25 protein-coding genes are annotated in these 25,436 nt (G+C 67.8%); 13 read left to right on the top strand and 12 right to left on the bottom strand.

The genetic code is table 11. The annotated features are described in order from the left end of the window. Positions 1-50 precede the first annotated feature (50 nt). The 3 genes from O5I81_RS10570 to O5I81_RS10560 are packed head-to-tail and all read right to left on the bottom strand — an operon-like array spanning position 51 to position 2,330. Positions 51-389, bottom strand: a complete 339-nt coding sequence (locus O5I81_RS10570; protein ID WP_271068906.1) for an I78 family peptidase inhibitor — start codon at positions 387-389, stop codon at positions 51-53. Continuing rightward, on the bottom strand, positions 386-847 hold the full coding sequence (locus tag O5I81_RS10565) for a DNA polymerase III subunit chi (RefSeq protein ID WP_271069018.1): 462 nt from the start codon (positions 845-847) through the stop codon (positions 386-388). Before O5I81_RS10565 ends, O5I81_RS10570 begins: the two co-directional genes overlap by 4 nt. A gap of 4 nt (positions 848-851) precedes the next feature. After that, positions 852-2,330, bottom strand: a complete 1,479-nt coding sequence (locus O5I81_RS10560) for a leucyl aminopeptidase (RefSeq protein ID WP_271068905.1) — start codon at positions 2,328-2,330, stop codon at positions 852-854. A gap of 176 nt (positions 2,331-2,506) precedes the next feature. Between O5I81_RS10560 and O5I81_RS10555 the strand changes: the two genes are divergently transcribed. The 6 genes from O5I81_RS10555 to rsmA are packed head-to-tail and all read left to right on the top strand — an operon-like array spanning position 2,507 to position 10,343. Continuing rightward, positions 2,507-3,673: an LptF/LptG family permease gene (locus O5I81_RS10555; RefSeq protein ID WP_271068904.1), complete on the top strand. Its 1,167-nt coding sequence runs from the start codon at positions 2,507-2,509 to the stop codon at positions 3,671-3,673. Further along, positions 3,670-4,776 (top strand): LPS export ABC transporter permease LptG, encoded by a 1,107-nt coding sequence (gene lptG, locus O5I81_RS10550; protein ID WP_271068903.1) that lies wholly within the window; start codon positions 3,670-3,672, stop codon positions 4,774-4,776. The genes O5I81_RS10555 and lptG overlap by 4 nt, the downstream gene beginning before the upstream one ends. Positions 4,777-4,816: 40 nt before the next feature. Further along, positions 4,817-7,126: an LPS assembly protein LptD gene (lptD, locus tag O5I81_RS10545; protein ID WP_271068902.1), complete on the top strand. Its 2,310-nt coding sequence runs from the start codon at positions 4,817-4,819 to the stop codon at positions 7,124-7,126. 57 nt (positions 7,127-7,183) lie between these two features. After that, positions 7,184-8,506 (top strand): peptidylprolyl isomerase, encoded by a 1,323-nt coding sequence (locus tag O5I81_RS10540; RefSeq protein ID WP_271068901.1) that lies wholly within the window; start codon positions 7,184-7,186, stop codon positions 8,504-8,506. Next, on the top strand, positions 8,503-9,534 hold the full coding sequence (pdxA, locus tag O5I81_RS10535) for a 4-hydroxythreonine-4-phosphate dehydrogenase PdxA (protein ID WP_271068900.1): 1,032 nt from the start codon (positions 8,503-8,505) through the stop codon (positions 9,532-9,534). Before O5I81_RS10540 ends, pdxA begins: the two co-directional genes overlap by 4 nt. Next, the gene (gene rsmA, locus O5I81_RS10530; protein ID WP_271068899.1) at positions 9,531-10,343 is read left to right on the top strand and encodes a 16S rRNA (adenine(1518)-N(6)/adenine(1519)-N(6))-dimethyltransferase RsmA; all 813 of its coding nucleotides are present in this window, start codon (positions 9,531-9,533) and stop codon (positions 10,341-10,343) included. The genes pdxA and rsmA overlap by 4 nt, the downstream gene beginning before the upstream one ends. Positions 10,344-10,442: 99 nt before the next feature. Here rsmA and gmk read toward each other — a convergent pair whose 3' ends face one another. The 7 genes from gmk to fabD form a co-directional block, all read right to left on the bottom strand. Continuing rightward, positions 10,443-11,084 carry a guanylate kinase gene (gmk, locus tag O5I81_RS10525; protein ID WP_271068898.1) on the bottom strand — a complete coding sequence of 214 codons (642 nt, stop codon included), beginning with the start codon at positions 11,082-11,084 and terminating at the stop codon, positions 10,443-10,445. Next, positions 11,074-11,958, bottom strand: a complete 885-nt coding sequence (locus O5I81_RS10520) for a YicC/YloC family endoribonuclease (RefSeq protein WP_271068897.1) — start codon at positions 11,956-11,958, stop codon at positions 11,074-11,076. The genes gmk and O5I81_RS10520 overlap by 11 nt, the downstream gene beginning before the upstream one ends. Next, positions 11,958-12,953: an endolytic transglycosylase MltG gene (gene mltG / locus O5I81_RS10515; RefSeq protein ID WP_348637289.1), complete on the bottom strand. Its 996-nt coding sequence runs from the start codon at positions 12,951-12,953 to the stop codon at positions 11,958-11,960. Before mltG ends, O5I81_RS10520 begins: the two co-directional genes overlap by 1 nt. A 50-nt stretch (positions 12,954-13,003) precedes the next feature. Next, positions 13,004-14,281, bottom strand: coding sequence for a beta-ketoacyl-ACP synthase II (fabF, locus tag O5I81_RS10510; RefSeq protein ID WP_271068895.1), 1,278 nt, complete (start codon positions 14,279-14,281; stop codon positions 13,004-13,006). A 125-nt stretch (positions 14,282-14,406) separates the two neighbouring features. After that, entirely contained in the window at positions 14,407-14,646 is a 240-nt protein-coding gene (locus O5I81_RS10505; protein WP_271068894.1) for an acyl carrier protein, read from the bottom strand. Positions 14,647-14,779: 133 nt separating this feature from the next. Next, positions 14,780-15,520, bottom strand: a complete 741-nt coding sequence (gene fabG / locus O5I81_RS10500; RefSeq protein WP_271068893.1) for a 3-oxoacyl-[acyl-carrier-protein] reductase — start codon at positions 15,518-15,520, stop codon at positions 14,780-14,782. 287 nt (positions 15,521-15,807) lie between these two features. Continuing rightward, complete coding sequence (gene fabD, locus O5I81_RS10495; protein ID WP_271068892.1) at positions 15,808-16,752, bottom strand: ACP S-malonyltransferase; 945 nt, start codon at positions 16,750-16,752, stop codon at positions 15,808-15,810. Positions 16,753-16,879: 127 nt separating this feature from the next. Between fabD and O5I81_RS10490 the strand changes: the two genes are divergently transcribed. Together O5I81_RS10490 and O5I81_RS10485 are read left to right on the top strand one after the other, a co-directional pair. Next, the gene (locus O5I81_RS10490; protein ID WP_271068891.1) at positions 16,880-17,824 is read left to right on the top strand and encodes a hypothetical protein; all 945 of its coding nucleotides are present in this window, start codon (positions 16,880-16,882) and stop codon (positions 17,822-17,824) included. A gap of 310 nt (positions 17,825-18,134) precedes the next feature. Further along, positions 18,135-18,686, top strand: coding sequence for a peroxiredoxin (locus O5I81_RS10485; protein ID WP_271068890.1), 552 nt, complete (start codon positions 18,135-18,137; stop codon positions 18,684-18,686). 34 nt (positions 18,687-18,720) lie between these two features. On the opposite strand, the gene O5I81_RS10480 is transcribed toward O5I81_RS10485, so the two are convergent. Continuing rightward, on the bottom strand, positions 18,721-19,260 hold the full coding sequence (locus O5I81_RS10480; protein WP_271068889.1) for a DUF2059 domain-containing protein: 540 nt from the start codon (positions 19,258-19,260) through the stop codon (positions 18,721-18,723). A gap of 269 nt (positions 19,261-19,529) precedes the next feature. Between O5I81_RS10480 and rpsF the strand changes: the two genes are divergently transcribed. From rpsF to O5I81_RS10455, 5 genes are all read left to right on the top strand, one after another. Then, positions 19,530-19,964: a 30S ribosomal protein S6 gene (gene rpsF / locus O5I81_RS10475; protein ID WP_271068888.1), complete on the top strand. Its 435-nt coding sequence runs from the start codon at positions 19,530-19,532 to the stop codon at positions 19,962-19,964. A 2-nt stretch (positions 19,965-19,966) separates the two neighbouring features. Further along, positions 19,967-20,239, top strand: coding sequence for a 30S ribosomal protein S18 (rpsR, locus tag O5I81_RS10470; protein ID WP_271068887.1), 273 nt, complete (start codon positions 19,967-19,969; stop codon positions 20,237-20,239). An 11-nt stretch (positions 20,240-20,250) separates the two neighbouring features. Further along, entirely contained in the window at positions 20,251-20,835 is a 585-nt protein-coding gene (rplI, locus tag O5I81_RS10465) for a 50S ribosomal protein L9 (protein ID WP_271068886.1), read from the top strand. Between the two features lie 179 nt (positions 20,836-21,014). Further along, positions 21,015-22,520, top strand: coding sequence for a replicative DNA helicase (locus tag O5I81_RS10460; protein ID WP_271068885.1), 1,506 nt, complete (start codon positions 21,015-21,017; stop codon positions 22,518-22,520). A 100-nt stretch (positions 22,521-22,620) separates the two neighbouring features. Next, positions 22,621-24,264: an HWE histidine kinase domain-containing protein gene (locus O5I81_RS10455; RefSeq protein WP_271068884.1), complete on the top strand. Its 1,644-nt coding sequence runs from the start codon at positions 22,621-22,623 to the stop codon at positions 24,262-24,264. Here the strand turns inward: O5I81_RS10455 and O5I81_RS10450 are convergent. After that, positions 24,261-25,331 carry a serine hydrolase gene (locus O5I81_RS10450; RefSeq protein ID WP_271068883.1) on the bottom strand — a complete coding sequence of 357 codons (1,071 nt, stop codon included), beginning with the start codon at positions 25,329-25,331 and terminating at the stop codon, positions 24,261-24,263. The two genes, O5I81_RS10455 and O5I81_RS10450, sit on opposite strands and share 4 nt — an antisense overlap. Between the last annotated feature and the right edge of the window lie 105 nt (positions 25,332-25,436).

The following is a 25,436-nucleotide window of genomic DNA, read 5'->3' as shown; positions in this document are numbered from 1 at the left end:
CACGCGGCCGGGGGTTTTTCTTTGCGAATACGGTACGCGCTGACGGTCGGTCAGCCGCACTTCACCTGCGTGATGATGCCCGTGTCGACGTCGAACACAATGTTCAGCCGGTCTTCGCGGTAGTCCATCGTCACCGCGCAGGTCGAACAGGTGACCCGCCGCTTGCTCGGATCGACCGGCACCGGGATTTCGCTCTTTGGCTTGCCGACCAGGGACTGCAAGGCGCTGGCCCCGCAGCTGTCCTTCGGCTCCTGCACGGGCATGGGTCGGGGTTCCTCGACCTTCGGCGGCGCAGGCGGCGGGGTGGGAGCCGGCGCGGGCTCCGGCGTCGCACAGGCGAACAGGGCCATCAAGCCGAGAACCGAAACCGCCACGCGAACCGTCTTCATGCCTGCTTCTCCCAACCTTTGCGCTCGCCTTGCCGCCAGTAGGACGCGGGCAAGCCTTGCGCCTTGACAGATTTCCACAGCCCCCGCGCCCCGGCCAGCGCCTCCTCGTCGCGACCGTCGAACAGCACGATGCAGCGCTCGAAAGGCTTCAGGTCGCCGGGTTGGGCGCCATCGATGAGGAACAACGCCTGGGCGCCGTTCGGGTTGTCCTCGCCGGTGGTCAGCAACACCGGCTGGTGGTCGGCGAACGGCTCGTTGCTGACCCCGTGCGGCAGGAAGCCGTCCTCCTGGAAGGTCCAGAGGAAACTATCCATCTGCTCCAGGCGCTCGGGCTCCGTGCTGCGCACCAGGGCCCGCCAACCGCGCTGCAGGGTCTTGGTCAACAGTTCAGGCAGCACCTGATCGAGCGTCGAGCGCTCCAGGTGGTAGAACCAGACCTCGCAGGCGTTGGCGGACAGGGGATCAGCCCTCGTACTTGTCCGCGACCATCTGGTTCAGCAGACGCACGCCGAAGCCGGTGGCGCCGTCCGGGATGGTCGGCTCGCTCGACGGCTTCTTCCAGGCGGTGCCGGCGATGTCGAGGTGGGCCCAGGGGACCTTGTTGACGAAGCGCTGCAGGAACAGGCCGGCGGTGATCGAGCCGCCGGCGCGGCCGCCGGTGTTCTTCACATCGGCGATCATGCTGTCGATCTGCTTTTCGTAGGCCGGCGGCAGCGGCATGCGCCACAGCTGCTCACCCGTCGCCTTGGAGGCGGCCAGCAGGTTTTCCGACAGCTCGTCGTTGTTGCTGAACAGGCCGCTGACGTCGTTGCCCAGCGAGATGATGATCGCCCCGGTCAGGGTGGCGAGATCGACCATGAACTTCGGCTTGAAGCGGTCCTGGCAGTACCAGAGGGCGTCAGCCAGCACGAGACGGCCCTCGGCGTCGGTGTTGATGATCTCGATGGTCTGGCCCGACATCGAGGTGACCACGTCGCCCGGACGCTGGGCATTGCCGTCGGGCATGTTCTCGACGAGGCCGAGGATGCCGACGACGTTCGCTTTCGCCTTGCGGCCGGCGATGACGTGCATCAGGCCGGCCACGGCGGCCGAGCCGCCCATGTCCCACTTCATGTCTTCCATGCCGTCGGCCGGCTTGATCGAGATGCCGCCGGTGTCGAAGGTCACGCCCTTGCCGACGAAGGCGATGGGCTGGGCGTCGCCGCCGCCCTTCCACTGGATGACGACCAGTTGGCTGTCGCGGATCGAGCCCTGGCCGACGCCGAGCAAGGACCCCATGCCCAGCTTGGCCATCTCGGCCTCGCCGAGGATCTCGACCTCCAGACCCATCGATTCCAGCGCCTTGATCCGCTGGGCATAGCTTTCCGGATAGAGGACGTTCGGCGGCTCGGACACCAGATCGCGGCTGAAGAAGATGGCGTCCGCCAGCGCCTTGAGATCGCCCCAGGCGGCCTCGGCGGCGGCCGGATCATCGACGGCGACCTTCACCGTCTCGACCGACGGCTTCTTGTCGGCCTTCTCGGTGGTCCGGTACTTGTCGAAGCGGTAGCTGGCCAGGGTGGCGCCGAAGGCGGCGCGAGCCCCCTCTTCGCCGCTGACGCCCGGCAGCAGCAGGGTCAGGGTCGTGGCGCCGCTGGTCTTGGTCGACGCATAGGCCGAGGCGCCGAAGGTCTCGGCCGACTCACCGTTCCACTGGCCATCGCCGACGCCCAGCAGGGTGATGCGGGCGCTCTCGCGGCCGGCGGGAGCCACCAGCTCCAGGCTGGCGCCCTTGGCGCCCTTGAAGCGGCCGGCGGCCACGGCGCGGGCCAGGGCGCCGCTGGTAGCCTTGTCCAGGTCCTGCGCGCCCTCCGACAGCTTGCCGCCGTCGATGATGGCGGTGGCGATGGCGCCTTCGGCCGGCGGATTGGCGCGGTCGGCCTGTACGAACTCGATACGCATGAAGCGCTCCTCACAATGTCTTGGGCTGCGAGATAGGCCTTTCCGGCCGATTGGGGAAGCGGCAGGAATTCGCCCGTCGGAGCAAGGAATCACGACCGCCCGGGTTCCGTTCGCCGCCAACGCGCACTACTAACAACCCTTCCGCGGCCCGACAGAGGCCGAGCTTCCAAGTCTGCATGCGCCTGATCGAACGCTACCTCTTTGGCCAGCTGCTATGGCCCACGCTGCTGGCGACGGCGGCGCTCGCCGCCGTGGGCCTGCTCAGCCAGAGCCTGGGCCAGCTGGACATCATCATCGAGCAGCGCCAGAGCGCCTGGATTTATCTGCAGATCATCATCCTGGCCATGCCGCAGCTGGCCAACCTGATCATCCCTATCGCGGTGCTGGTCGCCGCCTTCGTGGCGCTGAACAAGCTGCAGGGCGATCAGGAGCTGGTGGTCTGTTACGCCGGGGGCATGAGCCGCTGGCGGGTGATCAGCCCGGCCGTCAAGCTGGCGGTGCTGGCCACCCTCACCTGCCTGGTCATCAACCTGTGGGTCCAGCCGGCCGCCTACCGCGAGTATCGCAAGCTGATCTTCCAGGCCAAGACGGATCTGGCCGCCATGCTGGTGGTCGAGGGCCAGTTCACCGACCCGGCGCCGCGCCTGACCGTCTATGGCCAGACCGTCGACAGCAACGGCGCCATCCACAACCTCTTCATCCACCAGATGACCGAGGAGGGCCAGGCGACCACCTACACCGCCAAGGAAGGCCAGGTTCTGTTCAAGAACGGCGCGCCGCTGCTGCTCATGCGCCACGGCTCGACCCAGGAATTCTCAGAGCGCGGCGTGCTCAACTACCTGACCTTCGACGAGTACGCCCTCGACCTGAAGCCCTACCTCAATTCCAACGACACCATTCGCTTCAAGGCCTCCGACCGCTACCTGCACGAGCTCTTCTATCCGGACCTCAGCCTCGACTACGAGAAGAAGAACCGCAAACGCATGCTGGCCGAGGGCAACTCGCGTCTGGCCTCGCCGCTCTATGCGCTGGCCTTCATGGCCATGGCCCTGGCGGCCGTGGTCGGGGCCGGGTTCAACCGCATGGGCTACGCCAAGCGCATCGCCCTGATTGGCGCCGCCGCCGCTCTGGTGCGGATCATCGGCTTCGCGGTCCAGGCCGCCTGCGAGGACACCGTCGCCTTCAACGTGCTGCAGTACTCCATTCCCATCGGCGCGATGATCTGGGGCTTTGACCAGGTGTTCCGTCCGGTCGAGAGCCGTGTCGGCTGGCAGGCCTGGATTCCCTTCATGCGCATGCCCAGGGCGCCGCGGGGGCCGCAGCTGGTCGGAGCCGCCGCATGAGACTGCTGCCGGGCCGCCTCGAGCTCTATGTCCTCAACCGCACCATGGTGTCGGTGGCCGGCGCCCTGGCCATCATCGCAGCCGTCATCCTGCTGATCGACTTCGTCGATGTGTCGCGCAACGTCGGCGGCCGGGCCGACGCCGGCTTCGTCGTCCTGCTCTGGCTGACCCTGCTCAAGGCGCCCTCGACCATCCTCACCCTGCTGCCGTTCGCCTTCCTGTTCGGCACCCTGGCGGCCTTCGTAGGCCTGAACAGGCGCAGCGAGCTGATCGCCATGCGGGCGGCCGGCGTCTCGGCCTGGCGTTTCATCCTGCCGGCCGCCGCCGCCGCCTTCATGGTCGGGGCCCTGACCGTGGCGGTGCTCAATCCGATGGCCGCCTGGATGAACGTCAAGTTCGAGCAGGCCCGCACGGCGGTGATGGACGACTACCTGGCCAATGCGCCCAAGGAAACCTGGCTGCGCCAGACCGACGACAAGAGTCAGGTCGTCATCCGCGCCCGCGGCCATGACCAGGTCGACGGCGTGGTGCGGCTGAAGACCGTGTCGATGTTCATCTACAGGGTCGAGGCCGACGGCGGCCTGGCCTTCTCCCGCCGGGTCGAGGCGGCCGAGGCGCGGCTGTTCCCCGGCTACTGGAAGCTGACGGACGTGCGCGAGGCGACGCCCGGGGCCGGCTCGGTGCGCTCCGAGACCCTGACCATCCCCTCGACCCTCGACGACCAGGCGGCCATCGAGCGGTTTACGACGCCCGAGGCCATCGCCTTCTGGCGCCTGCCGGCCACCATCGCCGGCACCGAGAAGGCCGGCTTCTCGGCCCTGGCCTACCGGTTGCGGCTGCAGCAGTTGTTGGCCACACCCATCCTGTTTTCGGCCATGTCGGTCCTCGCCGCCGCCTTTTCGTTGCGGCTGATGCGGCTCGGCGGGCTGCCGGCGCTGGCCGGATCCGGGGTGGTCCTTGGTTTTGCCTTCTTCTTCTTCAACCAAATGTGCATAGCGCTCGGCAGGGCGGAGATCATACCGGCCATGCTGGCAGCCTGGGCTCCGCCGCTGTTGGCGCTTTTGTCGGGTCTGACCCTGCTTTGCTATACGGAAGACGGGTGACTCGCGGCCCCAGTGCATCGCGAGAGGGAACAGGGGTTTCATGAGGCTGGACAGCACCGATCCGCGCAACACACGCGCCCGCCTGCTGGCCGGCGCGACGGTGCTCGCGTTCACGGCCCTCGCCCTGCCCGCCTTCGCGGACGAGGACCAGGCGATCACCACCGCCCTGCCTGCGCTGGCCGCCGCGCCCGGGTCCGCCGCCCCCGTCGCCGATGACGGACTGGGAGACGGCGGCTACCTGCTGGAGGCCGACACCGTCATCCAGGACGATCAGGCCGGCACGATCACCGCCGAAGGCCAGGTGCAGGTCCGCAACCAGGGCCGCACCCTGCGGGCCGGGAAAGTGGTCTACAACCGCGCCACGGGCGTCGTCGTCGCCAGCGGCGACGTCGTCATCGTCGAGCGCGACGGCACGACCGCCTTCGCCAACGAGATCGTGCTCGACGACCAGCTGCGGGCCGGCGTCGCCAAGGGCTTCTCGGCCCGGCTGAAGGACAACATCAAGATCGCCGGCGACACCCTGGTCCGCCGCGACGACAACACCGCTGAACTGAACAAGGGCATCTACACCCCCTGCGAGCTGTGCGCCGAGGACAAGACCAAGGACCCGACCTGGTCGATCAAGGCAGACAAGGTGGTTCAGGATGGTGAAAACCACCTGATCTATTACGAGAACGCCGTCATCGAAATGTTCGGTGTTCCAGTGTTTTACACGCCGATCCTGTGGCACGCCGACCCGAACGCCGACCGCATGTCGGGCCTGCTGCCGCCGACCATCCTCGGCTCGCAACGACGCGGCCTCAGCTACGAACAGCCCTACCTCTGGGTGATCAATCCCTACTCCGACCTGACCGTCAGTCCACAGATCAACACGAAGGTGACGCCGTTCGTGAACCTCGACTACCGCCAGCGCTTCTACAGCGGCGAGATCGAGGCCCGATTCGGCTACACCTACGAAAAGGACCTCGACAGCAACGGCAGCAAGATCGGGGACATGACCCACCGGTCCTACGTGCTGGCCAACGGCGCCTTCGACATCGACGAGAACTGGAAGTGGGGCTTCGCCGCCGAACGGGCCAGCGATGACCTGATCTTCGACAAGTACGACATCAGCAACGTCTCCCGCCAACGCGGTCTGGTCGCCAGCGACAACCGCCGCCTGACCAGCCAGCTGTTCGCCACCCGCCAGGACAACCTCTCCTGGTTCTCGGTCAACGCTATCAGCGTCCAGGGCCTGCGGCCCACAGACAACGACCGCACCTTCCCGACGATCGCCCCGCTGATCGAGGGGCGGTTCGAGCTGCCGGTTCCCGTGCTGGGCGGCCGTTTCCGCGTGCAAGGCTCGGCCGTGGTGCTGACCCGCCAGCAATCCCAGACGGTCGGCAGCGCCGACGGCGCCGATTCGCGTCGCGCCACCGTCCAGGCCGACTGGCGGACCAACTTCACCTTCAGCAACGGCCTGCGGGTGTCGCCCTTCCTGGAAGCGCGCGGTGACTATTATTCCGTCGAGGACTATCCGATCGGCGACGATGGTTCGAGCTTTGGCCGCGGTCTGGGCGTGGTCGGGGTCGACCTGACCTATCCGCTGTTCCGACGCGACGGCGACCGCACCATCGTCGTGGAGCCCATCGCCCAGATCGCCCTGTCGCCCGACAGCGATCTGGACCCCCGCATCCCCAATTCCGCGAACGGGGGCGAGGATTCGGTGGTCCTGGAGTTCGACGAGACCAACCTCTTCCGGGCCAACAAGTCGCCGGGCTTCGACCTCTACGAGGGCGGTCTGCGGGCCAATCTCGGGGCGCGGGCGACGGTCTCCTTCGACGACGGCCGCTCGTTCAGCCTGCTGGTCGGCCGCAGCTTCCGCGACAGCGACGATACGACGCTGCCGGCCCGAAGCGGCCTGCAGCGCAAGGCCAGCGACTGGATCGTGGCCGGTGACGCCAAGCCATTCCAGAACCTGACCCTGTACGGCCGGGCCCGCTTCGATTCGGAGACGCTGGACCTGCGCCGCCTCGAGATCGGCGCCAACGCCACCTTCGGGCGGGCCAGCGGCTATGTCCGCTACCTGCACGACAACCAGGACATCACCGGCGTCGAACGCCAGGACATCGACTTCGCCGCCGACGTCATGGTCACCAAGACCTTCGGGGTCACCACGACCGGGGTCTGGGATATCGAGAACGATGTCTGGCGCCGCCAGGAGCTCGGCGCCTTCTATCGCGACGACTGCCTCGATCTGGCCGTCGTCTGGATCCATGAGGAGACGTTCAACCGCTCGCTGGGACCATCGGACACGGTGGTCCTGCGCCTAACGCTCGCCACATTGGGCGATAAAGGCTACAGGCGGTGACCTTCCCCGCCGAGCGCGCCAATGCGCCGGCGGACTTGCACTATGGGAACGACGAATTTGCTCTCGACGCTTAAGGTAACGGGCAGGATCCTGGCCACGGTATCGGTCATCGCCCTGGCCACGGCCGGCATGCCCACGGCCGCTTTCGCGCAAGAGGCTCCCGCCGCGGTGCAGCCCGACATCGCCGAAGGCGTCTCGGCGGTGGTCAACGACGACATCATCTCCAGCTACGACCTGGTGCAGCGCATGAAGCTGCTGATCCTGACCACCGGCTTCCAGCCGACCCAGGAAAACCTGCCGCAGCTGCAGGCCGAGGCCCAGCGCCAGCTGATCGACGAACGCCTGAAGAAGCAGGAGCTTCGCCGCGTCGAGAAGGAAAACAAGACCACCATCCTGGCCACCGACCCCGAGATCGACGAGGTCATCGCCGAACAGGTGCAGGGTCAGTTCAAGGTCACCCCCGACCAGTTCTACGCCCAGCTGGCCCAGCAGGGCGTCGGCCGCGACACCTATCGCGAGCAGATCCGCATCGAGTACAGCTGGGAAGGCTACATGCGGGGCCGCTACGGCAGTCGCCTGCGCATCGGCCAGGACCAGATCAAGGCCGTCCAGAAACGCCTCAGCGACGCGGCCAGCAAGCCGCAGTACCAGGTCAGCGAGATCTTCATCGACAACGCCCGCGTCGGCGGCCCGGACATCGCCTTCAACGGCGCCCAGTCGCTGATCGCCCAGATGCAGCAGGGCGCGCCCTTCCCGCAGGTGGCCCGCCAGTTCTCGGCCGCCCCGACCGCCGCCAGCGGAGGCGACGCCGGCTGGGTCTCGCCGGGCGAAATGCCGCCCGAGGTCGATGCCGTGCTCGATTCCGTGCGCCCCGGCCAGCTCTCCGCGCCGATCGCCACCCAGGACGGCGTCTACATCATCTTCGTGCGGGAAAAGCGCGCCGGCGGCACGACCAGCCTGGTGACCCTCAAGCAGGCCGCCGTCACCGTAGACGCCAGCGCCGATCAGGCCGCCGTCGACGCGGCCTCCGCCTCGCTGGAGAAGCTGCGCGCCCTCAAGCCGACCTGCGCCGACCTGGAAACCAAGGCCGGCCAGATTCCGGACATCGTCGCCGGCGACATGGGCGAGATGGAAGTCTCCGGCCTGACCGGCGGATTCGCCGAGGCCGCCGCCAACACCCCCGACAACCAGCTTTCGGCGACGCCGATCCGCACCGACGTCGGCGTCCACCTCGTCATGGTCTGCGGCAAGCGCAACGCCGGCGGCAACCTGCCGACCCCCGAACAGATAGAGCGCCGTCTGCAGAGCCAGGCCCTGGATCTGATCGGCAAACGCGTGCTTCGTGACCTGAGGATGCAGGCCACGATCGAGAACCGGTGACCGCCCGGCCTCTCGCCGTCACCCTGGGCGATCCGGCCGGCATCGGCGCGGAGATCATCGTCAAGGCCTGGAACGCTCTGCGCGCCGAGGGACACCCCTTTCTGGTGGTCGGCGACGCCGGCGCCCTGCGCTCGGCCCCCGGCGGCCTCGGCACGCCGGTGCAGGCCATCGGCAGCCCCGCCGAGGCCGCCAAGGTCTTCGCCACGGCCATCCCCGTGCTGCACCAGCCGCTGTCGGCCCCGGTGGTCTGCGGCCAGCCCTCGAGCGCCTACGCCCGGTCGGTGATCGGCTGGATCGAGACCGCCGTCGGCCTGGCCCTGACCGGCGACGTCAAGGGCATGGTCACCGCCCCCATCGCCAAGGCGCCGCTCTACGCCGCCGGCTTCGGCTTTCCCGGCCATACCGAGTTCCTCGCCGAGCTGACCGCCGCCGAGAGCCAGGCCGGCGCCCGGGGCCCGGTGATGATGCTGGCCGCGCCCGAGCAACCGGGAACCCATGGCGGCCTGCGCGTCTGCCTGGCCACCATCCATACCCCGCTTTCAAAAGTGGCCGGCAGCCTGACCATCGAGGGCCTGGTCAACGCCGGACTGGTCACCGCCCAGGCCCTGCGCCGCGACTTCGGCATCGCCCAGCCGCGGCTGGCGGTCGCGGGCTTGAACCCCCATGCCGGCGAGGACGGCGGCATCGGTCGCGAAGAGATCGACATCATCGCCCCCGCCGTGCGGGCCCTGAACGATCTCGGCGTCCTGGCCACCGGCCCCTCCCCGGCCGACACCCTGTTCCATCCGGAGGCCCGCCGACGCTATGACGCGGCGCTTTGCATGTATCATGATCAGGGCCTCATCCCCTTGAAGATGCTCGATTTCTGGGGCGGCGTTAATGTGACGCTCGGCCTGCCCATCGTCCGCACATCGCCCGACCACGGCACGGGCTTCGACATCGCCGGCCGCGGCCTGGCCCGCGCCGACAGCCTGATCAACGCCCTCAAGATGGCGGGCCAGATCGCCGACCGCCGGCTGGCCGCATGACCCTGGACCAACTTCCGCCCCTGCGCGAAAGCCTCGAACAGCACGGCCTGCTGGCCAAGAAGGCGTTCGGCCAGCACTTCCTGCTCGACCTCAACATCACCCGCAAGATCGCCCGCCTGGCCGGTCCGCTGGAGGGCCGGACGGTCATCGAGGTCGGCCCCGGCCCCGGCGGCCTGACCCGCGCCCTGCTGGAAGCCGGCGCCCGGGTGGTGGCGGTCGAGAAGGATCCCCGCTTCGTCCCCCTGCTCGAAGAACTGGCCGAAGCGTCCGGCGGCGCCCTGACCATCGTCCAGGCCGACGCCCTCAAAGTCGATGAGGCCCAGCTGGCGGGCGGCGACGGCCTGGTCGTCGCCAACCTGCCCTACAACGTCGGCACCCCCCTGCTGATCAAGTGGCTGACCGGCCCCTGGCGGCCCACCTCCATGAGCCTGATGTTCCAGAAGGAAGTCGCCGACCGCATCGCCGCGCCCGTGGGCGCCGACGCCTACGGTCGCCTGGGCGTCATCAGTCAGGCTATCTGCCGCTGCCGCGTGGTCATGGACCTGCCGGCCAAGGCCTTCACCCCGCCGCCGAAGGTGGCTTCCGCCGTGGTCCGCCTCGACCCGCTGGAAACCCCTCCGTCCGCTGAAGTGATCACGGCGCTGGAAAAGGTCACCGCCGCCGCCTTCGGGCAACGCCGCAAGATGCTGCGCTCGAGCCTGAAGCAGCTCGGCGGCGCGGCGCTGTGTGAGACGGCCGCCATCGACCCCGACGCCCGCGCCGAAACCATCGACGTCGCAGGGTTCCTGCGGCTCGCCGAGGCGCTATAGCGAGATACGGGGACACTATACCTATCTCTGTCGCCGTCCGTTGGGCTGCCAGCCGGGTTTGCGAGATAGGTATAGTGTCCCCGTATCTCTCCGCCGGCGCTAGACGTCTTCCTTCAGCAGCTCATCGACGAACGGCGCGATCCACAGGTTGCGGGCCCGCTTCATTCGCTCGGCATGATAGATGTGCGCCAGGTCCGAGTAGGCCTTGTCGAAATCCTCGTTGAGCAGCACGTAATCGAAGGTCTTCCACTGCTCGACCTCGTCCTTCGAGCGGGCGATGCGCTGGGCGATCACCGCCTCGCTGTCCTGCGAGCGCGCATGCAGCCGGCGGCTCATCTCGGCCAGCGACGGCGGCAGGATGTAGACCAGCACCGAATCCTCCGGCGCCTGGTCGTGGATCGACATGGCCCCCTGGTAGTCGATGTCGAACAGCACGCTCTCGCCGCGCTCCAGCGCGTCCATGATCGGCTTGCGCGGGCTGCCGTAACGGTTGCCGTAGACCTCGGCCCATTCGAGGAATGCGTTGTCGTCGATCATGGCGTCGAACTCGGCCCGGTCGACGAAGTGGTAGTCGCGGCCCTCGTGCTCGCCGGGGCGCGGATCGCGGGTCGTCGCCGAGATGCTGAGCAGCAGGTCCGAATGGTCGGCCACCAGGCGGCGGGTCAGGCTGGTCTTGCCGACGCCGGACGGCGCCACGACCATCATCAGCAGGCCACGGGTCGGGAGCTTCTCACTCAACATTCTGCACCTGCTCCCGGAACTGCTCGATGGTGGCTTTCAACTCCAGCCCGGTCGCCGTCAAGGCGGGCGTCGCCGATTTCGAGCAAAGCGTGTTGGCCTCACGCATGAATTCCTGGGTCAGGAAGTCCAGCCGCCGTCCCGCCGGCCCCTCGCCGGTCAGCAGCAGCCGGGCGGCGGTGACATGGCCGCCCAGCCGGTCCAGTTCCTCGCGCACATCGGCCTTCACGGCCATGGCGGCGGCTTCCTGCAGGATACGCTCCTCGCTGGCCGCCTCGCCGGCCAGTTCGGTCAGCCGCTTGCGGAAGCGGTCGCGAATCATCGGCGGCTGCTCGCCGGCCTGCGTGCCCGCTGCAGCGGTCAGCGCCTCGATGCGATCGACGAGGCTGGACAGCACCGGCAGCAGCGCCGCCCCCTCCTCCAGCCGCGCGCTCTTCAACGCATCCAGCGCCACGGCCACCGAGGCCGCCATGGCCGCCTCCAGGCTCACCCGGTCCTCCTCGGCATCCTCGCTGTCGGCGGTCTCGATCACCCCCCGCAAGGCCAGCAATCCGTCAGCGCTGGGCGCGCTGGCCTGGCCCGAGGCGACATAGGGCGCCACCGCCGCCAGATAGCGCTCCAGCTGGGCCAGGTTGACGCTGACCGCCGAGGCGCCGCCCTCGGACCGCTTGGCCTGCAGGGTCAGCGACACCTGGCCGCGCTGGAACCGCGCCTGCCCCGCCTCGCGGGTCCCGCGCTCCAGCCCGTCGAAGCCCGGCGGGCCCTTGAAGCGGATCTCCAGGTTGCGGCCGTTGACGCTCCGCGCCTCGACCGCCCAGCTCCAGGCGCCTTGCGCGCCCTCGGCCCGCCCGAAGCCCGTCATGCCGGAAAGCGCCATCAGTTCCCCTTGGCCGCCTTTGCGGCGGCCTTCTGCTGCTCGACAATCCGCCAGCGGGCGACGTTGGCGTTATGCTCTTCCAGGGTCGAGGCGAACACATGCCCGCCCGTGCCATCGGCCACGAAGAACAGCTCCGTGGTGTCCGGCGGATCCAGCACGGCGGCCAGGCTGGCGCGGCCGGGATTGGCGATCGGTCCCGGCGGCAGGCCGTCGATCTGATAGGTGTTGTAGGGGTTGGGCGCGTCCAGCTCGGACCGCCGGATGCCCCGGCCCAGCGGCCGTCCGCCGTTCAGGCCGTAGATGATGGTCGGGTCGCTCTGCAGCCGGATGCCCTGGTTCAGGCGGTTCATGAACACCGCCGCCACGCGCGGCCGCTCCGAGGCGACGCCGGTCTCCTTCTCGACGATGGAGGCCAGGGTCACCGCCTCCTCCGGCGTGCGGATCGGCAGGCCGCTCTTGCGCTTGTCCCACAGGGCGGCCAGCAGCCGGTCGCGGTCGTCCATCATCCGCTGCAGCACCGCGGCCCGTTCCTCGCCGCGCTCGTAGTCATAGGTCTCCGGCAGGATGGTGCCCTCGGCCGGGGTCGCCACGTCGCCGGTCAGGGCGGATTCCTTCATCAGGGCCTCGACGACCATCTCGCTGGTCCAGCCCTCGGGAATGGTCACCTGATGGCGCACCACCCTGCCCTTGCGGACATAGTCGAGGACGGTGCTCATCGGCGCCTTGTTGGGGAATTCGTATTCCCCCGCCTTCAGCTCCCGCGCCGCGCCGGTGATCTGCGCCGCCGCCAGGAAGACCGGCGCAGACCGCACCGCCCCCGCCTTCTCCAGCGCCGAGGCGATCTCGTTCAGCCCCGCCCCCCGGCGCAGCATGACCACATGCACGCCGCCGTCCTTGGTGGCCGGCCCCGGACCCTGATAGGTCCACAGCGCCCAGATGCCGCCCAGCACCCCGACCAGGGCCAGCGTCAGCAGGCCGCTGATCAGCATGATCATCAATCTACGCAAAGCTGATAGGCCCCCGCCCCGACGCTCCGCCCGCGGCATTACACCCGGCGGAAAATGACAGCGGCGTTGGTGCCGCCAAAGCCGAAGCTATTGCTCATCGCCACGTCGATCTTCATCGGCTTCGCCTTGTTGGCGACCAGATCCAGCGCCGTTTCCTGCTCCTGGTTGTCCAGGTTGATGGTCGGCGGGGCGATGTTGTCGCGGATGGCCAGGATCGAGAAGATCGCCTCGATGGCCCCGGCGGCGCCCAGCAGGTGGCCGGTCATCGACTTGGTCGAGCTCATCGCCTTGCCCTTGGCGGCATCGCCCATCAGCCGTTCGACGGCTCCCAGTTCGAGGTAGTCGGCCATGGTCGAGGTGCCGTGGGCGTTGATGTAGTCGATGTCGCCGGCGTCGATGCCGGCGTCCTTGACGGCCGCCTTCATGGCGCGGAAGCCGCCGTCGCCGTCCTCGGCCGGGGCGGTGATGTGGTAGGCGTCGCCGGCCAGGCCGTAGCCGATGACCTCGGCATAGATCTTCGCGCCGCGCGCCTTGGCGTGCTCATACTCTTCCAGCATCACCATGCCGGCGCCTTCGCCCATGATGAAGCCCGAGCGGTCCTTGTCGTAAGGACGCGAGGCGGCGGTCGGGTTGTCGTTGAAGTCGGTGTTCATGGCCCGGCAGGCCACGAAGCCGGCGATGCCGATCGGGCAGACCGAGGCTTCCGCCCCGCCGGCCAGCATGACGTCGGCGTCGCCGTACTTGATCAGGCGGCAGGCGTCGCCGATGGCGTGGGCGCCGGTGGCGCAGGCCGTCACCACCGAATGGTTGGGCCCCTTGAAGCCATAGCGGATCGACACCTGGCCCGAGACCAGGTTGATCAGGGCCGAGGTGATGAAGAAGGGGCTGACCCGGCGGGGACCTTTTTCGGCCATTTCCAGCGAGGTCTTTTCGATGGTGGCCAGGCCGCCGATCCCCGAACCGATGATCACACCGGTCCGTTCCTTCTGCTCGTCGGTCTCCGGGACCCAGCCCGAATCACGCACGGCCTCGTCGGCCGCGGCCATGCCGTAGAGGATGAAGTCGTCGACCTTGCGCTGTTCCTTGGGCGCCATGGTGCCCAGCGGGTCGAAGCTGCCGGGCACATCGGGGCCGCCGCCGCCCCGGCCGTCGATGCGCGGCACCTCGCAGGCGATCTCGCAGCCGAAGCCGGTCGGATCGAAGGTGGTGATCCGGCCCGCGCCGGATTTGCCGGCCTTGATGCCTTCCCAGCTGATTTCGGCGCCCTGGCCCAGCGGGGTCAGCAGGCCGATTCCGGTAACAACAACTCGACGCATGTCAGGAAAGCTCCGTAAAGCCCAGAAATCTTTAAGAAACCTACGCGGAAACGAAGACCGCCGCGCGCATCAGGTTTAAGCCCATGCGGCGCGGCGGCCAACGTATCAGAACTGTCTGGGCGGGTTTAGCCGCCGGTCTTCTCCGTGATGAACTTCACGGCGTCACCGACCGTTTGGATGTGTTCGGCGGCGTCGTCGGGGATTTCGATGTCGAACTCCTCTTCGAACGCCATCACCAGCTCAACGTTGTCGAGGCTGTCGGCGCCCAGGTCATCGATGAAGCTCGCCTTCTCGGTGACCTTCTCGGGATCGGCATCGAGATGTTCGATGACGATCTTACGCACACGCTCGAGAATGTCGGACATTCGCTATGGTCCCTCTTGGTCTTTTCAAAGGTCCGCGCCAACGCTGGCGGCGGAAATCGGGTGTCTCGCTAGCAGGTTTTATTCAGGCTTGCCAGCATGAGAAGGTTTCAGGCCTGCGCTAACATTTGCGTGTTCAGATCATCGCCATGCCGCCGTTCACATGCAAGGTCTGGCCGGTGACATAGGCCGCCTCCTGGCTGGCCAGGTAGACACAGGCCGCCGCGACATCCGCCCCCTCGCCCAGCCGGCCGGCCGGGATGCGGGTGGTCAGGGCGGCTTTCTGGGCCTCGTTCAGCTCATCGGTCATCGGACTGGTGATGAAGCCGGGGGCGACGCAGTTGACGGTGACGTTGCGGCTGGCGACCTCCTGGGCGAGGGCCTTGGAGAAGCCGATCATGCCGGCTTTCGACGCCGCATAGTTGGCCTGACCCGGATTGCCGGTGACCCCGACGATGCTGGTAATGCCGATGATCCGGCCCCAGCGGCGCTTCATCATCCCCTTCAGGGCGGCACGCGAGAGGCGGAAGTAGGATTCGAGGTTCACCCGAATCACCTCCTCCCAGTCAGCGTCCTTCATCCGCAACATCAGCCCGTCGCGGGTAATGCCGGCGTTGGCGACCAGGATGTCGAGCTCCTTGCCCGAAGCCGCCTCGGCGGCGGCGATCAGCCCATCGACGCTGGCGGCGTCCGACAGATTGGCGGCGGCGACCGACACGCGCTCGCCAAACCCGGCGGCCAGCTCGCTCAGCACGCCCTCCCGGGTCCCCGACAGCACCACATGCGCGCCGGCGTCATGCAGCGCCTTGGCGATGGCCCCGCCGATACCGCCGGTGGCGCCGGTGACGAGGGCGGTCTTGCCGGTGAGGTCGAACATTGAAGCGTTTCCTGTCTTGGCAGCGTCGAGGGGGTGAACGCGCGACTCTGTCTTTTGGTGTTCTTACCAAAGTCGGCGGCCCTTTCATCCTCCCCCGTTCACGGGGGAGGGGGACCGCGCGAAGCGTGGTGGAGGGGGCGAGGGCCGTGCGCCAGCTCCTCAGGAAGTCCTCGAAACCACTTCACACTGCATTCTGTCACTCGCCCCCTCCACCACCCGCTTCGCGGGCGGTCCCCCTCCCCCGTAGCGCTGCGCGCGACGTGGGAGGATGAGAGGCGGCGCGGGACCTAAAGCGACTTCGCGAACCCTTCCAGGTCCGCCGGGCTGTTCAACGGCGTCGCCGTCGCGTCCGGGCAGCTGCGCTTGATCATCCCCGACAGCACCTTGCCGGCCCCGGCCTCGGCGAAGCGGGTCACCCCGCCCTCCCCGGCCAGCCAGTCCATGGTCTCGCGCCAGCGCACCCGGCCGGTCACCTGCTCGACCAGCTGGCGGCGGATGACCTCCGGATCATGCACCGGCCGCGCCGTCACATTGGCGACCAGCGGCGCGCGCGGCGCCAGGACGGTCGCCCCGGCCAGGGCCGCCGCCATCTCGTCGGCCGCCGGCTGCATCAGCGGGCAGTGGAACGGGGCCGAGACGTTCAGGCGGATAGCCCGGGCGCCCAGTTCCTCGGCCTTCTCGATGGCCCGCTCGACGGCCGCCTTGGCCCCGGAAATGACCACGTTGCCGGTGTTGTTGTCGTTGGCCACGACGCAGACGCCGATCTCGGCCCCCGCCGCCGCCGCCGCCTCAGCCAGGGCCACGTCCGTCTGCTTGCCGATCAAGGAGGCCATCGAGCCCTCGCCCACCGGCACGGCCCGCTGCATGGCCTGGCCGCGCAGCCTCAGAAGCCTGGCCGTATCGGACAGCGAGATCGACCCGGCCGCCGCCAGGGCGCTGTATTCCCCCAGGCTGTGGCCGGCCACGAAGGCGGCGCGATCGACGCCGATGCCGAATTCCTTCTCCAGGGTCCGGGTCACCGCCAGGCTGACCGCCATCAGGGCCGGCTGGGCGTTCTCGGTCAGGGTCAGGTCTTCCTCGGGGCCTTCCCACATCAGCTTGCTGAGCTTCTGGTTCAGGGCGTCATCCACTTCCTGGAACACTTCGCGGGCCGCCGCGAAGGCCTGCGCCAGATCGGCGCCCATGCCGACGGCCTGGCTGCCCTGACCGGGGAAAACGAAGGCGAGAGACATGGACGAACTCCTTGAATTTGGGCGGTGAGGGTTAGGCCAATCGCCAAAAAGGGGCAAGTCACCCCCCAAACAGGCCGTGCGCGGCGCCAGGGTGCGTGGCTAATTCCCCGGACATTGGGGAGTTTCCATGCGCCGCCTGATCCTGACCGCCGCCCTCGTCCTGCTGCCCGCCTGCGCCGCCGGAGCCGCGACGCCGCCGGCCTCGATCGTCGAGGAGGCGCGACAGACAATCTATGACGACGTGACCGACGGCGCGACGCCCGAGGAGATCAAGGAGATGCCGGCCTGGATGCTGAAGACCGACCCGAAGATGTTCAGCAAGGTCGATCTCAACGGCGACAAGCTGGCCGACTGGCGGGTCAACTACGAGAACGCCCCCAACGCCTCCCACTTCTGCGGCACCGGCGGCTGCCGCAACATCCTCTACGTCGGCGAGGCCGACGGCACGGTGCGCAAGGTGTTCCAGAACAGCGGCGGCGACTACAAATTCACCGGCCCCAGGAGCGCCCGCAAGCTCGAGGTCAACCTCCACGGCAGCGCCTGCGGCAGCTTCGGGGCCGACGAATGCCTGCGCGCCTGGCGCTGGGACGGGGCGACGGGCGCCTATGTCGAGACCCCCAACAGCAAGGGCCTGGCCCTGCTCGTCTCCGGCTCCATCCCCGCCCTGCAGCCCGAGTTGAAGGACGCGCCGGCCGAGGTGAAGGCCGAGGTCGCCGCCCGCGAGGCCGCCTGCAAGGCCTTCGGCGCCCAGAACATCGACGGCATCCTGATCAGCACCCTCCCCGACGTGAACGGCGACGGGCGGCGCGACTGGACGGTCGGCTCGTCCTACCCCGACTGCGGCTACGAGATCGAGAACCCGCCCGCCGGCAAGCTGGCCTTCTTCGTCTCCGACGGCCCGGCCTTCGTGAAGGCCTTCGAGCAACAGGACGCCGGCTGGAACCTCGACATCGCCAGATCCCCGGCGACGATCCAGCTGGTCGAGCCCGGCGAGGACTGCGGCCTCGGCGAAAAGCCCTGCCCCACCCGTCCCCTGACCTGGGACCCTGCCAGTAAGTCCCTGAAACCCTAGGGAATTTTGAATATGTCTAGACATATTCATGGACAAAATCGGCCCCAAGGCGGCCATCGCCGCCCGGCGTAGGCAGGCCGCCTCACCAACCTGTCAACATTCCCAGCCCCGGCGCCCACGCGGCGCCTACGCCGATGTCAACATTCCCCGCCGCGACGGCAACCTCAGTGATTTGATATTTAGAGGAAATTTCGGCGCGATAGACGGGGCGACCGGCGCGCCGTGGTATGATGGCTTCGCCGCTTCGATAGCGCGCCCTTGCCACCGCCCCGTGCAGCACTAGCTTGCGCGGCCAGCCTGGAGCCTTGCCATGAACCGCCGCCTGCTGCTTTCCGCCATCGCCGCCGTCTCTGTGGCCGCGGTTGGCCTGCCCGCCTTCGCCGCGCTCAAGGTCGGGACCAGGGCGCCGGACTTCACCCTTCCGGGCTTCAAGGCCGGCAAGCCGGTGACCTACAGCCTGGCCGAGGCCCGCAAGAAAGGCCCCGTGGTGGTCTACTTCTTCCCCGCCGCCTTCACCGGCGGCTGCGATCTCGAGGCCCATTTGTTCGCCGAAGCCGCCGACGACTACGCCAAGGCCGGCGCCAGCATCATCGGCGTCACCGCCGGCTCGATCGAGCGGCTGCAGGAATTCTCCAGCGACAACGCCCGCTGCTCGGGCAAATTCCCGGTCGCCGCCGACAAGGGCGCCAAGGTCGCCAAACTGTGGGACTCGACCCTGCCGGTCGGCATCTCCAACCGCACCAGCTACGTCATCGCCCCGGACGGCACGGTGGTCTACGTCCACAGCGAGATGAACGCCCAGAAGCACGTCGAGCTGACGCTGGACGCGGTCAGGAAGTGGAAAGCGGGCAAGAAGGGCTAGCCCGGAGCGATCATCCTTCGGGTCGGCGGACCGATCAGGACGGCTGCTTTTTCAGCTGGTCCTTGAGGGCGCCGGTGCAGGTCGCCTTGGCGCAATAGCGGGCCAGCATGTCTTCGCCCAGGCCTGGGGCCAGGTCCTGCATGATCTCCATCGAGGGCTTGGCCAGGACCTGCGATTTGGTGACCACCGACTGGCCGATCGGGCTTTCGTAGAAGGCCACCATGGCTTCCAGCTCTTCCACGCTGAAGGCGGCGGCGACGTACGGGATCAGGGCCTCGGTCCATTTCGGCAGGATTTCGCCGACCGACTCGACCATGGCTTCCCGCATCGCGTTGCGGTCGATCTTGGCAGCCATGGACGGGTCCATGCCCATCAACGGATCGAACTGGCTGAAGACCACGGTCATCGCCTCTTCCATCCGCATGGCCTTGATGTAGCGCCGCGCCAGATCGGTGGCGTGGGCCGACGGGGCGGCGGGCGCGGCGGCCGCCGTGTGCGGCGTTTGCGCGAAGCCGGCGACGGGCGACAGCAACAGGCCAACCGACAGGCCGGCGGAGAGGATCAGACGACGCATGGAACTTGCCCCCCAAGGCAACACCTTCAACAGGCGACAGGCTTCCCATACTCGCCTCCGCCGATCAATCGCCCGCTCGCCGAAAACCCCCGCAGCGCTTGCGTTTCCAGCGCCTTGCCTGTAATAGCGCGCCCTCTCACGGAAGGCGGTCTTGTGCGGACACCTTTAGTGGCGGGCGGATTCTCCGCTCTCCTACGCACAGGATCCATCGGAATCGCCGGGCTTGCGCCGTCGATTGCGCCGCCTTCCACATCGCAAGAAGGATAACCATGGCGCTCTACGAGCATGTGGTCATTGCGCGGCAGGACATCAGCCCGCAACAGGCCGAACAAATGAACGAGGACATGAAGGCCCTCATTGAAGGTCAAGGCGGTCACATCGCCAAGATCGAGTACTGGGGCCTCCGCAACCTCACCTTCCGCATCAAGAAGAACCGCAAGGGTCACTACTCCCTGCTGGCCATCGACGCCCCGGCGCCGGCCGTCAAGGAAATGGAACGTCAGCTGTCGCTCAACGAAGACGTGCTGCGCTACATGACCATCCGCGTCGAGGAACTCGACCTGGAACTGAGCCCGGTTCTCGCCCGTCGCGATCGTGATCGTGAACGTCGCGACGACTTCGGCGGCGACCGCCCCGAGCGTGGTGACCGTCCCGAGCGTGGCGAACGCCCGGAACGCGCCGAGCGCACCGGTGAGGAGGCTTAAGAATGACTGACGCAACCGAAACCTCGGCTCCGGCCGCCGCCGCCGGCGGCGCCCGCCGCCCGTTCTTCCGTCGCCGGAAAGTTTGCCCCTTCTCGGGCGCCAACGCTCCGAAGATCGACTACAAGGACGTCAAGCTCCTGCAGCGCTACATTTCCGAGCGCGGCAAGATCGTTCCGAGCCGCATCACGGCCGTCTCGGCCAAGAAGCAGCGTGAACTGGCCCGCGCCATCAAGCGCGCCCGCTTCCTCGCCCTGCTCCCCTACGTCGTGAAGTAGGAGACAGCACGATGAAAGTCATTCTGCTCGAACGTGTCGAAGGCTGGGGTGTTCTCGGCGACGTGGTCAACGTGAAGGACGGGTTCGCCCGTAACTTCCTGCTGCCGCGTTCCAAGGCCCTGCGCGCCACCGCCTCGAACCTGAAGACCTTTGAAGGTCAACGGGCCGAGATCGAAGCCCGCAACGCCAAGACCCGCGAAGCCGCTGGCGCCTCCGGCGAAAAGCTGGACGGCACCTCCTACATCATGATCCGCCAGGCCGGTGAATCCGGCCAGCTGTACGGTTCGGTCTCCGGCCGTGACGTCGCGGACATGGTCAATGCCGAAGGCGGCAAGATCGACCGGTCGATGGTCATCCTCGACAAGCCGATCAAGACGCTGGGCGTTCACCCCGTGAAGGTGAAGCTGCATGCTGAAGTGACCATCACGGTCAACATCAACATCGCCCGCAGCCAGGACGAAGCCGAGCGCCAGGCGCGCGGTGAAGACGTCATCGCCAGCCGCTTCGAGGAAGAGGCTCGCGCCGACGCCGAAGCGGCCGCCGACCTTCTCGAAGGCGGCGCCGGCCAGCAAGAGCGCTTTGGCGAAGACGCCTAAGTCCCTCTACTGACTGACGAAAATTGACGGCGCGGAGGGCAACCTCCGCGCCGTCTCTTTTTTGCCGGAACACCTTCTCGCGAGGCTCTTCCGGATATCCACAGATTGGCCGAAAGTGTCCCCGTTCATCGGGATCCTGGCCGGTCCGTGCACCGCCAGCTTTCGGTATCGGTTAACACATGGCCATCGTCCCTGCTCTTGATCTCCGTCCGGTCCCGTCCGACCCGGCGCCGCAGCACATGCCCTCCAACATCGAGGCTGAACAGGCGCTGCTCGGGGTCCTGCTCTACGACAACGCCGCCTATGAACGGCTCAGCGACAAGCTGGGCGGCAGCCACTTCTTCGAACCCTTCCACCAGCGCCTGTTCAGCGCGATGGAAAACCACATCCGCAAGGGCCAGCTGGCCGAGCCGATCCTGCTGGCCGACGAGTTCCGCAACGACCCGGCCTTCCAGGAACTGGGCGGCCTGCGCTACCTGGCCGACCTCGTCGACCGCGCCCCGCCGGCCGCCAACGTCGGCGACTATGCGCGGGTGGTCTATGAACTGGCCATCCGACGCGAGCTGATCCGCATCGGGGGCGAGATCGCCGTCGATGCCGCCACCCCGGACGCCGAACGCGAGAGCCGCGACCAGATCGAGGCGGCCGAACAGAAGCTCTATAACCTGGCCGAATCCGGCACCGCCTCGACCGGCTTCATCGGCTTCGCCGACGCCCTGCGCGGCGCCGTCGAGATGGCCGCCGAGGCCTATAGCCGCGACGGCGGCCTGGCCGGCATTTCCACGGGTCTGAAGGACCTCGACCAGAAGATGGGCGGCCTGCACCCCTCCGACCTTCTGATCCTCGCCGGCCGCCCCTCGATGGGCAAGACGGCGCTGGCCACCAACATCGCCTTCAACGTCGCCAAGGCCTACGCCTGGGAGCCGCAGCCCGACGGCAGCAAGAAGACAGTCAGCGGCGGCGTCGTCGCCTTCTTCTCCCTCGAAATGAGCGCCGAGCAGCTGGCCCTGCGTCTGCTCGCCGACGCCTCGGGCGTCTCCGGCGACCGCCTCCGCAAGGGCGAGATCGATGCCTCGGAGTTCGGCCGGGTCCGCGACGCGGCCATGGAGATCCAGGAAGCGCCGCTCTACATCGACGCCACCGGCGGCCTGCCCATCGCCAAGCTGGTGGCCCGCTCGCGCCGCCTCAAGCGTTCGGTCGGGCTCGATCTGATCGTCGTCGACTACCTGCAGCTGCTGACCGGCGGCGAGGGCAAGAGCGACAACCGGGTGCAGGAAGTCAGCATGATCACCCAGGGCCTCAAGGCCCTGGCCAAGGAACTCGCCGTTCCTGTCATCGCGCTGTCGCAGCTCAGCCGTCAGGTCGAGAACCGCGAGGACAAGCGGCCTCAGCTCTCCGACCTTCGCGAGTCGGGCTCGATCGAGCAGGACGCCGACATGGTCATGTTCGTCTATCGCGAGGCCTACTACCTGGGCCGCGCCGAGCCCGACAACACCAAGGACCAGGCCAAGCACCTGGAATGGCAGGAGCGGCTCGATGAGATTCAGAACGTCGCCGAGGTGATCATCGGCAAACAGCGTCACGGCCCTATCGGCACGGTGAAGCTGCACTTCAACTCGGACCTGACCAAGTTCGGCAACCTGGCCCAGGACGGCCGCTTCGCCAGCCGGTTCCCGAGCGACTAGCTTTCCAATTCACTTGACCCATATCGCCGTGGTGAGCGACATCCTGTCGCACACCGCACGGGCGTACGCTTTGCAATCTCCCCGATCCATCGTTCCAGCCTTGCGCAAAGCCATCGGGCCCAGTGTGCGCAGCCGGCTGGTCATGATGGCGCTGAGCCTGGTCATCCCGGCGGTGATCCTGATGGTCCTGCTGACCGTCAACGCCTTCCGCGAGAGCCAGGCCCGCTACGAACAACAGCTGGTCGCCACCACCCGCGCCCTGGCCGTCGCCACCGACCGCCAGATCTCGCAGGGAGTCGCCACCTTGGAGACCCTCGCCCTGTCTCCCGCCCTGCAGGACGGCGATCTGGCCGCCTTCGAGCGCCAGGCCCGTGAGACGGTCAAGCACGGTAGCGCCTGGATTCTGCTCGCCGAGCAGCAGCGTCAGATTATCAACACCCGCGCGGCGCCCGGCGCGCCCCTGCCGCGCCCCAATCGAAGCGCGGCCGCCTGGGAGGCCTTGAACGACGGCCGCACCACGGTTTCCAACCTGGTTCCAAGCCAGATGGTGCCCGGGCCGGTCGTCGCCATCAACATGCCGGTGGTGATCAAGGGCAGGCTGTATGGCCTGTCCCTGGTCCAGGAGCCCGCGGCCTTCGAGAGCATCTTTCGCTCCCAGCGTCTGCCCAGGACCTGGACCGGGGCGATCCTCGATCGTGAACACAGCCTGATCGCCCGGTCGGTGGATGGTGAACGGCTGCGTGGACGCAAGGCCACCAAGGATCTGCGCGCGGGACTGGCCAAGTCGCCGGAAGGCGTCGTCCTGAGTCACACCCTCACCGGCGTTCCGACGTTGTCCGGCTTCAGCCGGTCGCCCAACTATGGCTGGACCTTCGTGGTCGGGGTGCCGCGCACGGAGGTCTATGCCGCCGTCACCCAGTCAGTCATCGGTCTGTCGGCGGCCACGGGCCTCCTGCTGATCCTGGGCGTGCTGCTGGCCATCGGATTCTCGGTCCAGATTTCCCGGCAGGTGCGCAGTTTGGCCGCCGATGCCGCCCTGATCGCCGAAAACCGCATCGTCGAGACCCGTCCCGACGACCTGACCGAGACGGCCCAGGTGCGCGAGGCCCTGCATCAGGCCTCGCTGGCCCTGCGGGTGCGGGAGGAGGAGCAGACCGCCGCCGCCGCCCGCCAGGAGGTGATGATCAACGAGCTGAACCACCGGGTGAAGAACACCCTGGCCATGATCCAGTCCCTCGCCCGCCAGAGCTTCAGCGGCTCCGAGCCGGCGGCGCTGGAGACCTTCACCGAGCGACTGGTCGCCTTGTCGCGGGCCCATGACCTGCTGACTGAGCGCACCTGGCTCAATGCTGATCTCTCCGAGGTCGTGGCGCGCACCCTTGGCCCCTACGGCGAACGGGCGCGGTTCAGCGGACCCCCGCTCAGCCTGACGCCGAACTCGGCGGTGACCATGAGCATGATCCTGCATGAGATGGCCACCAACGCCGTCAAGTACGGCGCCCTGTCGGCGCCGGAGGGCCTCGTCGAGGTATTGTGGACCGTCGATGGCGACCGCAGCCTGACCCTGATCTGGCGCGAGCGCGGCGGCCCGGAAGTCACCGCCCCCGGCCGAGACGGCTTCGGCTCGCGGCTGATCACCGCCAGCGTCCAGCACGAGTTCGGCGGCCAGGTTCAGGTCGAACACCTGCCCCAGGGCCTGGCCTGCACCCTCGTCATCCCGCTCTCCCAGCGGCTGACCGGCTAGTCGGCTTCAGTCTCGGCGGTCCCGTCGGGCGCCGCCCCCGGGTCCTCGCCCGCGACCGCCCGCGCCACAGCGACCATGAAGGCCTGTCGCGCCTTCAGAGGCTGCCGCGTCGCCCCGACCATCACCGCCACGGCATAGACCCGCCCATCCGGCGCGGTGATCAGGCCGACATCGTTGTAGCCGGTCGCCAGCGAACCCATCACCTGGCCGGTCCCGGTCTTGTGAGCGACCTTCCACCCGGCCGGGAGCCCGGCCCGAAGCCGTCCGCCGCCGGTGATGCTGCCTTCCATCACCCCCAGCATTTGGGTCGTCGATTTGGCCGACAACAGCTCGCCGCGCCGCAAACGACTGAGCGCCTCGACGATCCCCACCGGCGTCGCCGCGTCCGGCGGATCGGCCAGATAGGCGTCCAGCGCCGCCTTGCGCCTGGCGGCGGGAAGCGCCTCCCGCTCTTCCCAGAAGGTGCGGTCGAAACTGTACGCCGGCTTCCAGCTCAGGCCCGCCGCCGCCGTTTGCATCGCCCGCTCACCGGGCCCGTAGCGGATGCCGTCGAGGTTGCGGCCGACAATGGCCACCTGCACCGCGAACGGCCCGCCCAGCCGCTTGACGAGCGCGTCGTTGGCGGCGTTGTCGCTCTGCTGCAGCGCCCCTTCCATCAGGCTGCGCAGCGAGGCGCTGTAGCCCGACTCGCCGACAAACCTGCGGATCGGCTGGTGGAAGATGCTGAGGTCCTCCTTGCGGATGGTGACCTGCTCGTCGAGGGAAAGCTCGCCCCGGTCCGCCGCCGCCAGGATGGCCATCGACACCCACAGCTTGCTGACGCTCTGTTGCGGCATCGGCTTGTCGCCATTGATGCTGACCGTCCAGTCGGCGTCCAGCCGCCGCACGGCGATACCGACATCGCCCGGAAACTGCATCGCCAGAGCCCGCAGGCGTTGTTCCAGCAACTCCCGCTCATCAGGCAAATGGAAGGGCGGCGCCGTCAACGGACGGGAGATGAGCAGAACATCCCCCTCGTTGATTGGCGCGGCCGAGGCGATGGCGAGCACCAGCGCCCCCGCAGCCATCCGTCCCGCCCAAGCTCGCAACCGCCCGCTCATGCCTTATTCAACCACCGCCGGCCCGCGTCGCGAAGTGGCTTGCCGCGCTAAGCGAATTGGCTATGTTGCGCG

The organism is Caulobacter sp. NIBR1757 (genome assembly GCF_027912495.1).
GTDB lineage: Bacteria > Pseudomonadota > Alphaproteobacteria > Caulobacterales > Caulobacteraceae > Caulobacter.
Note: the sequence above shows the minus strand (reverse complement) of the source record. Positions and strands in the feature narration are given on the sequence as shown.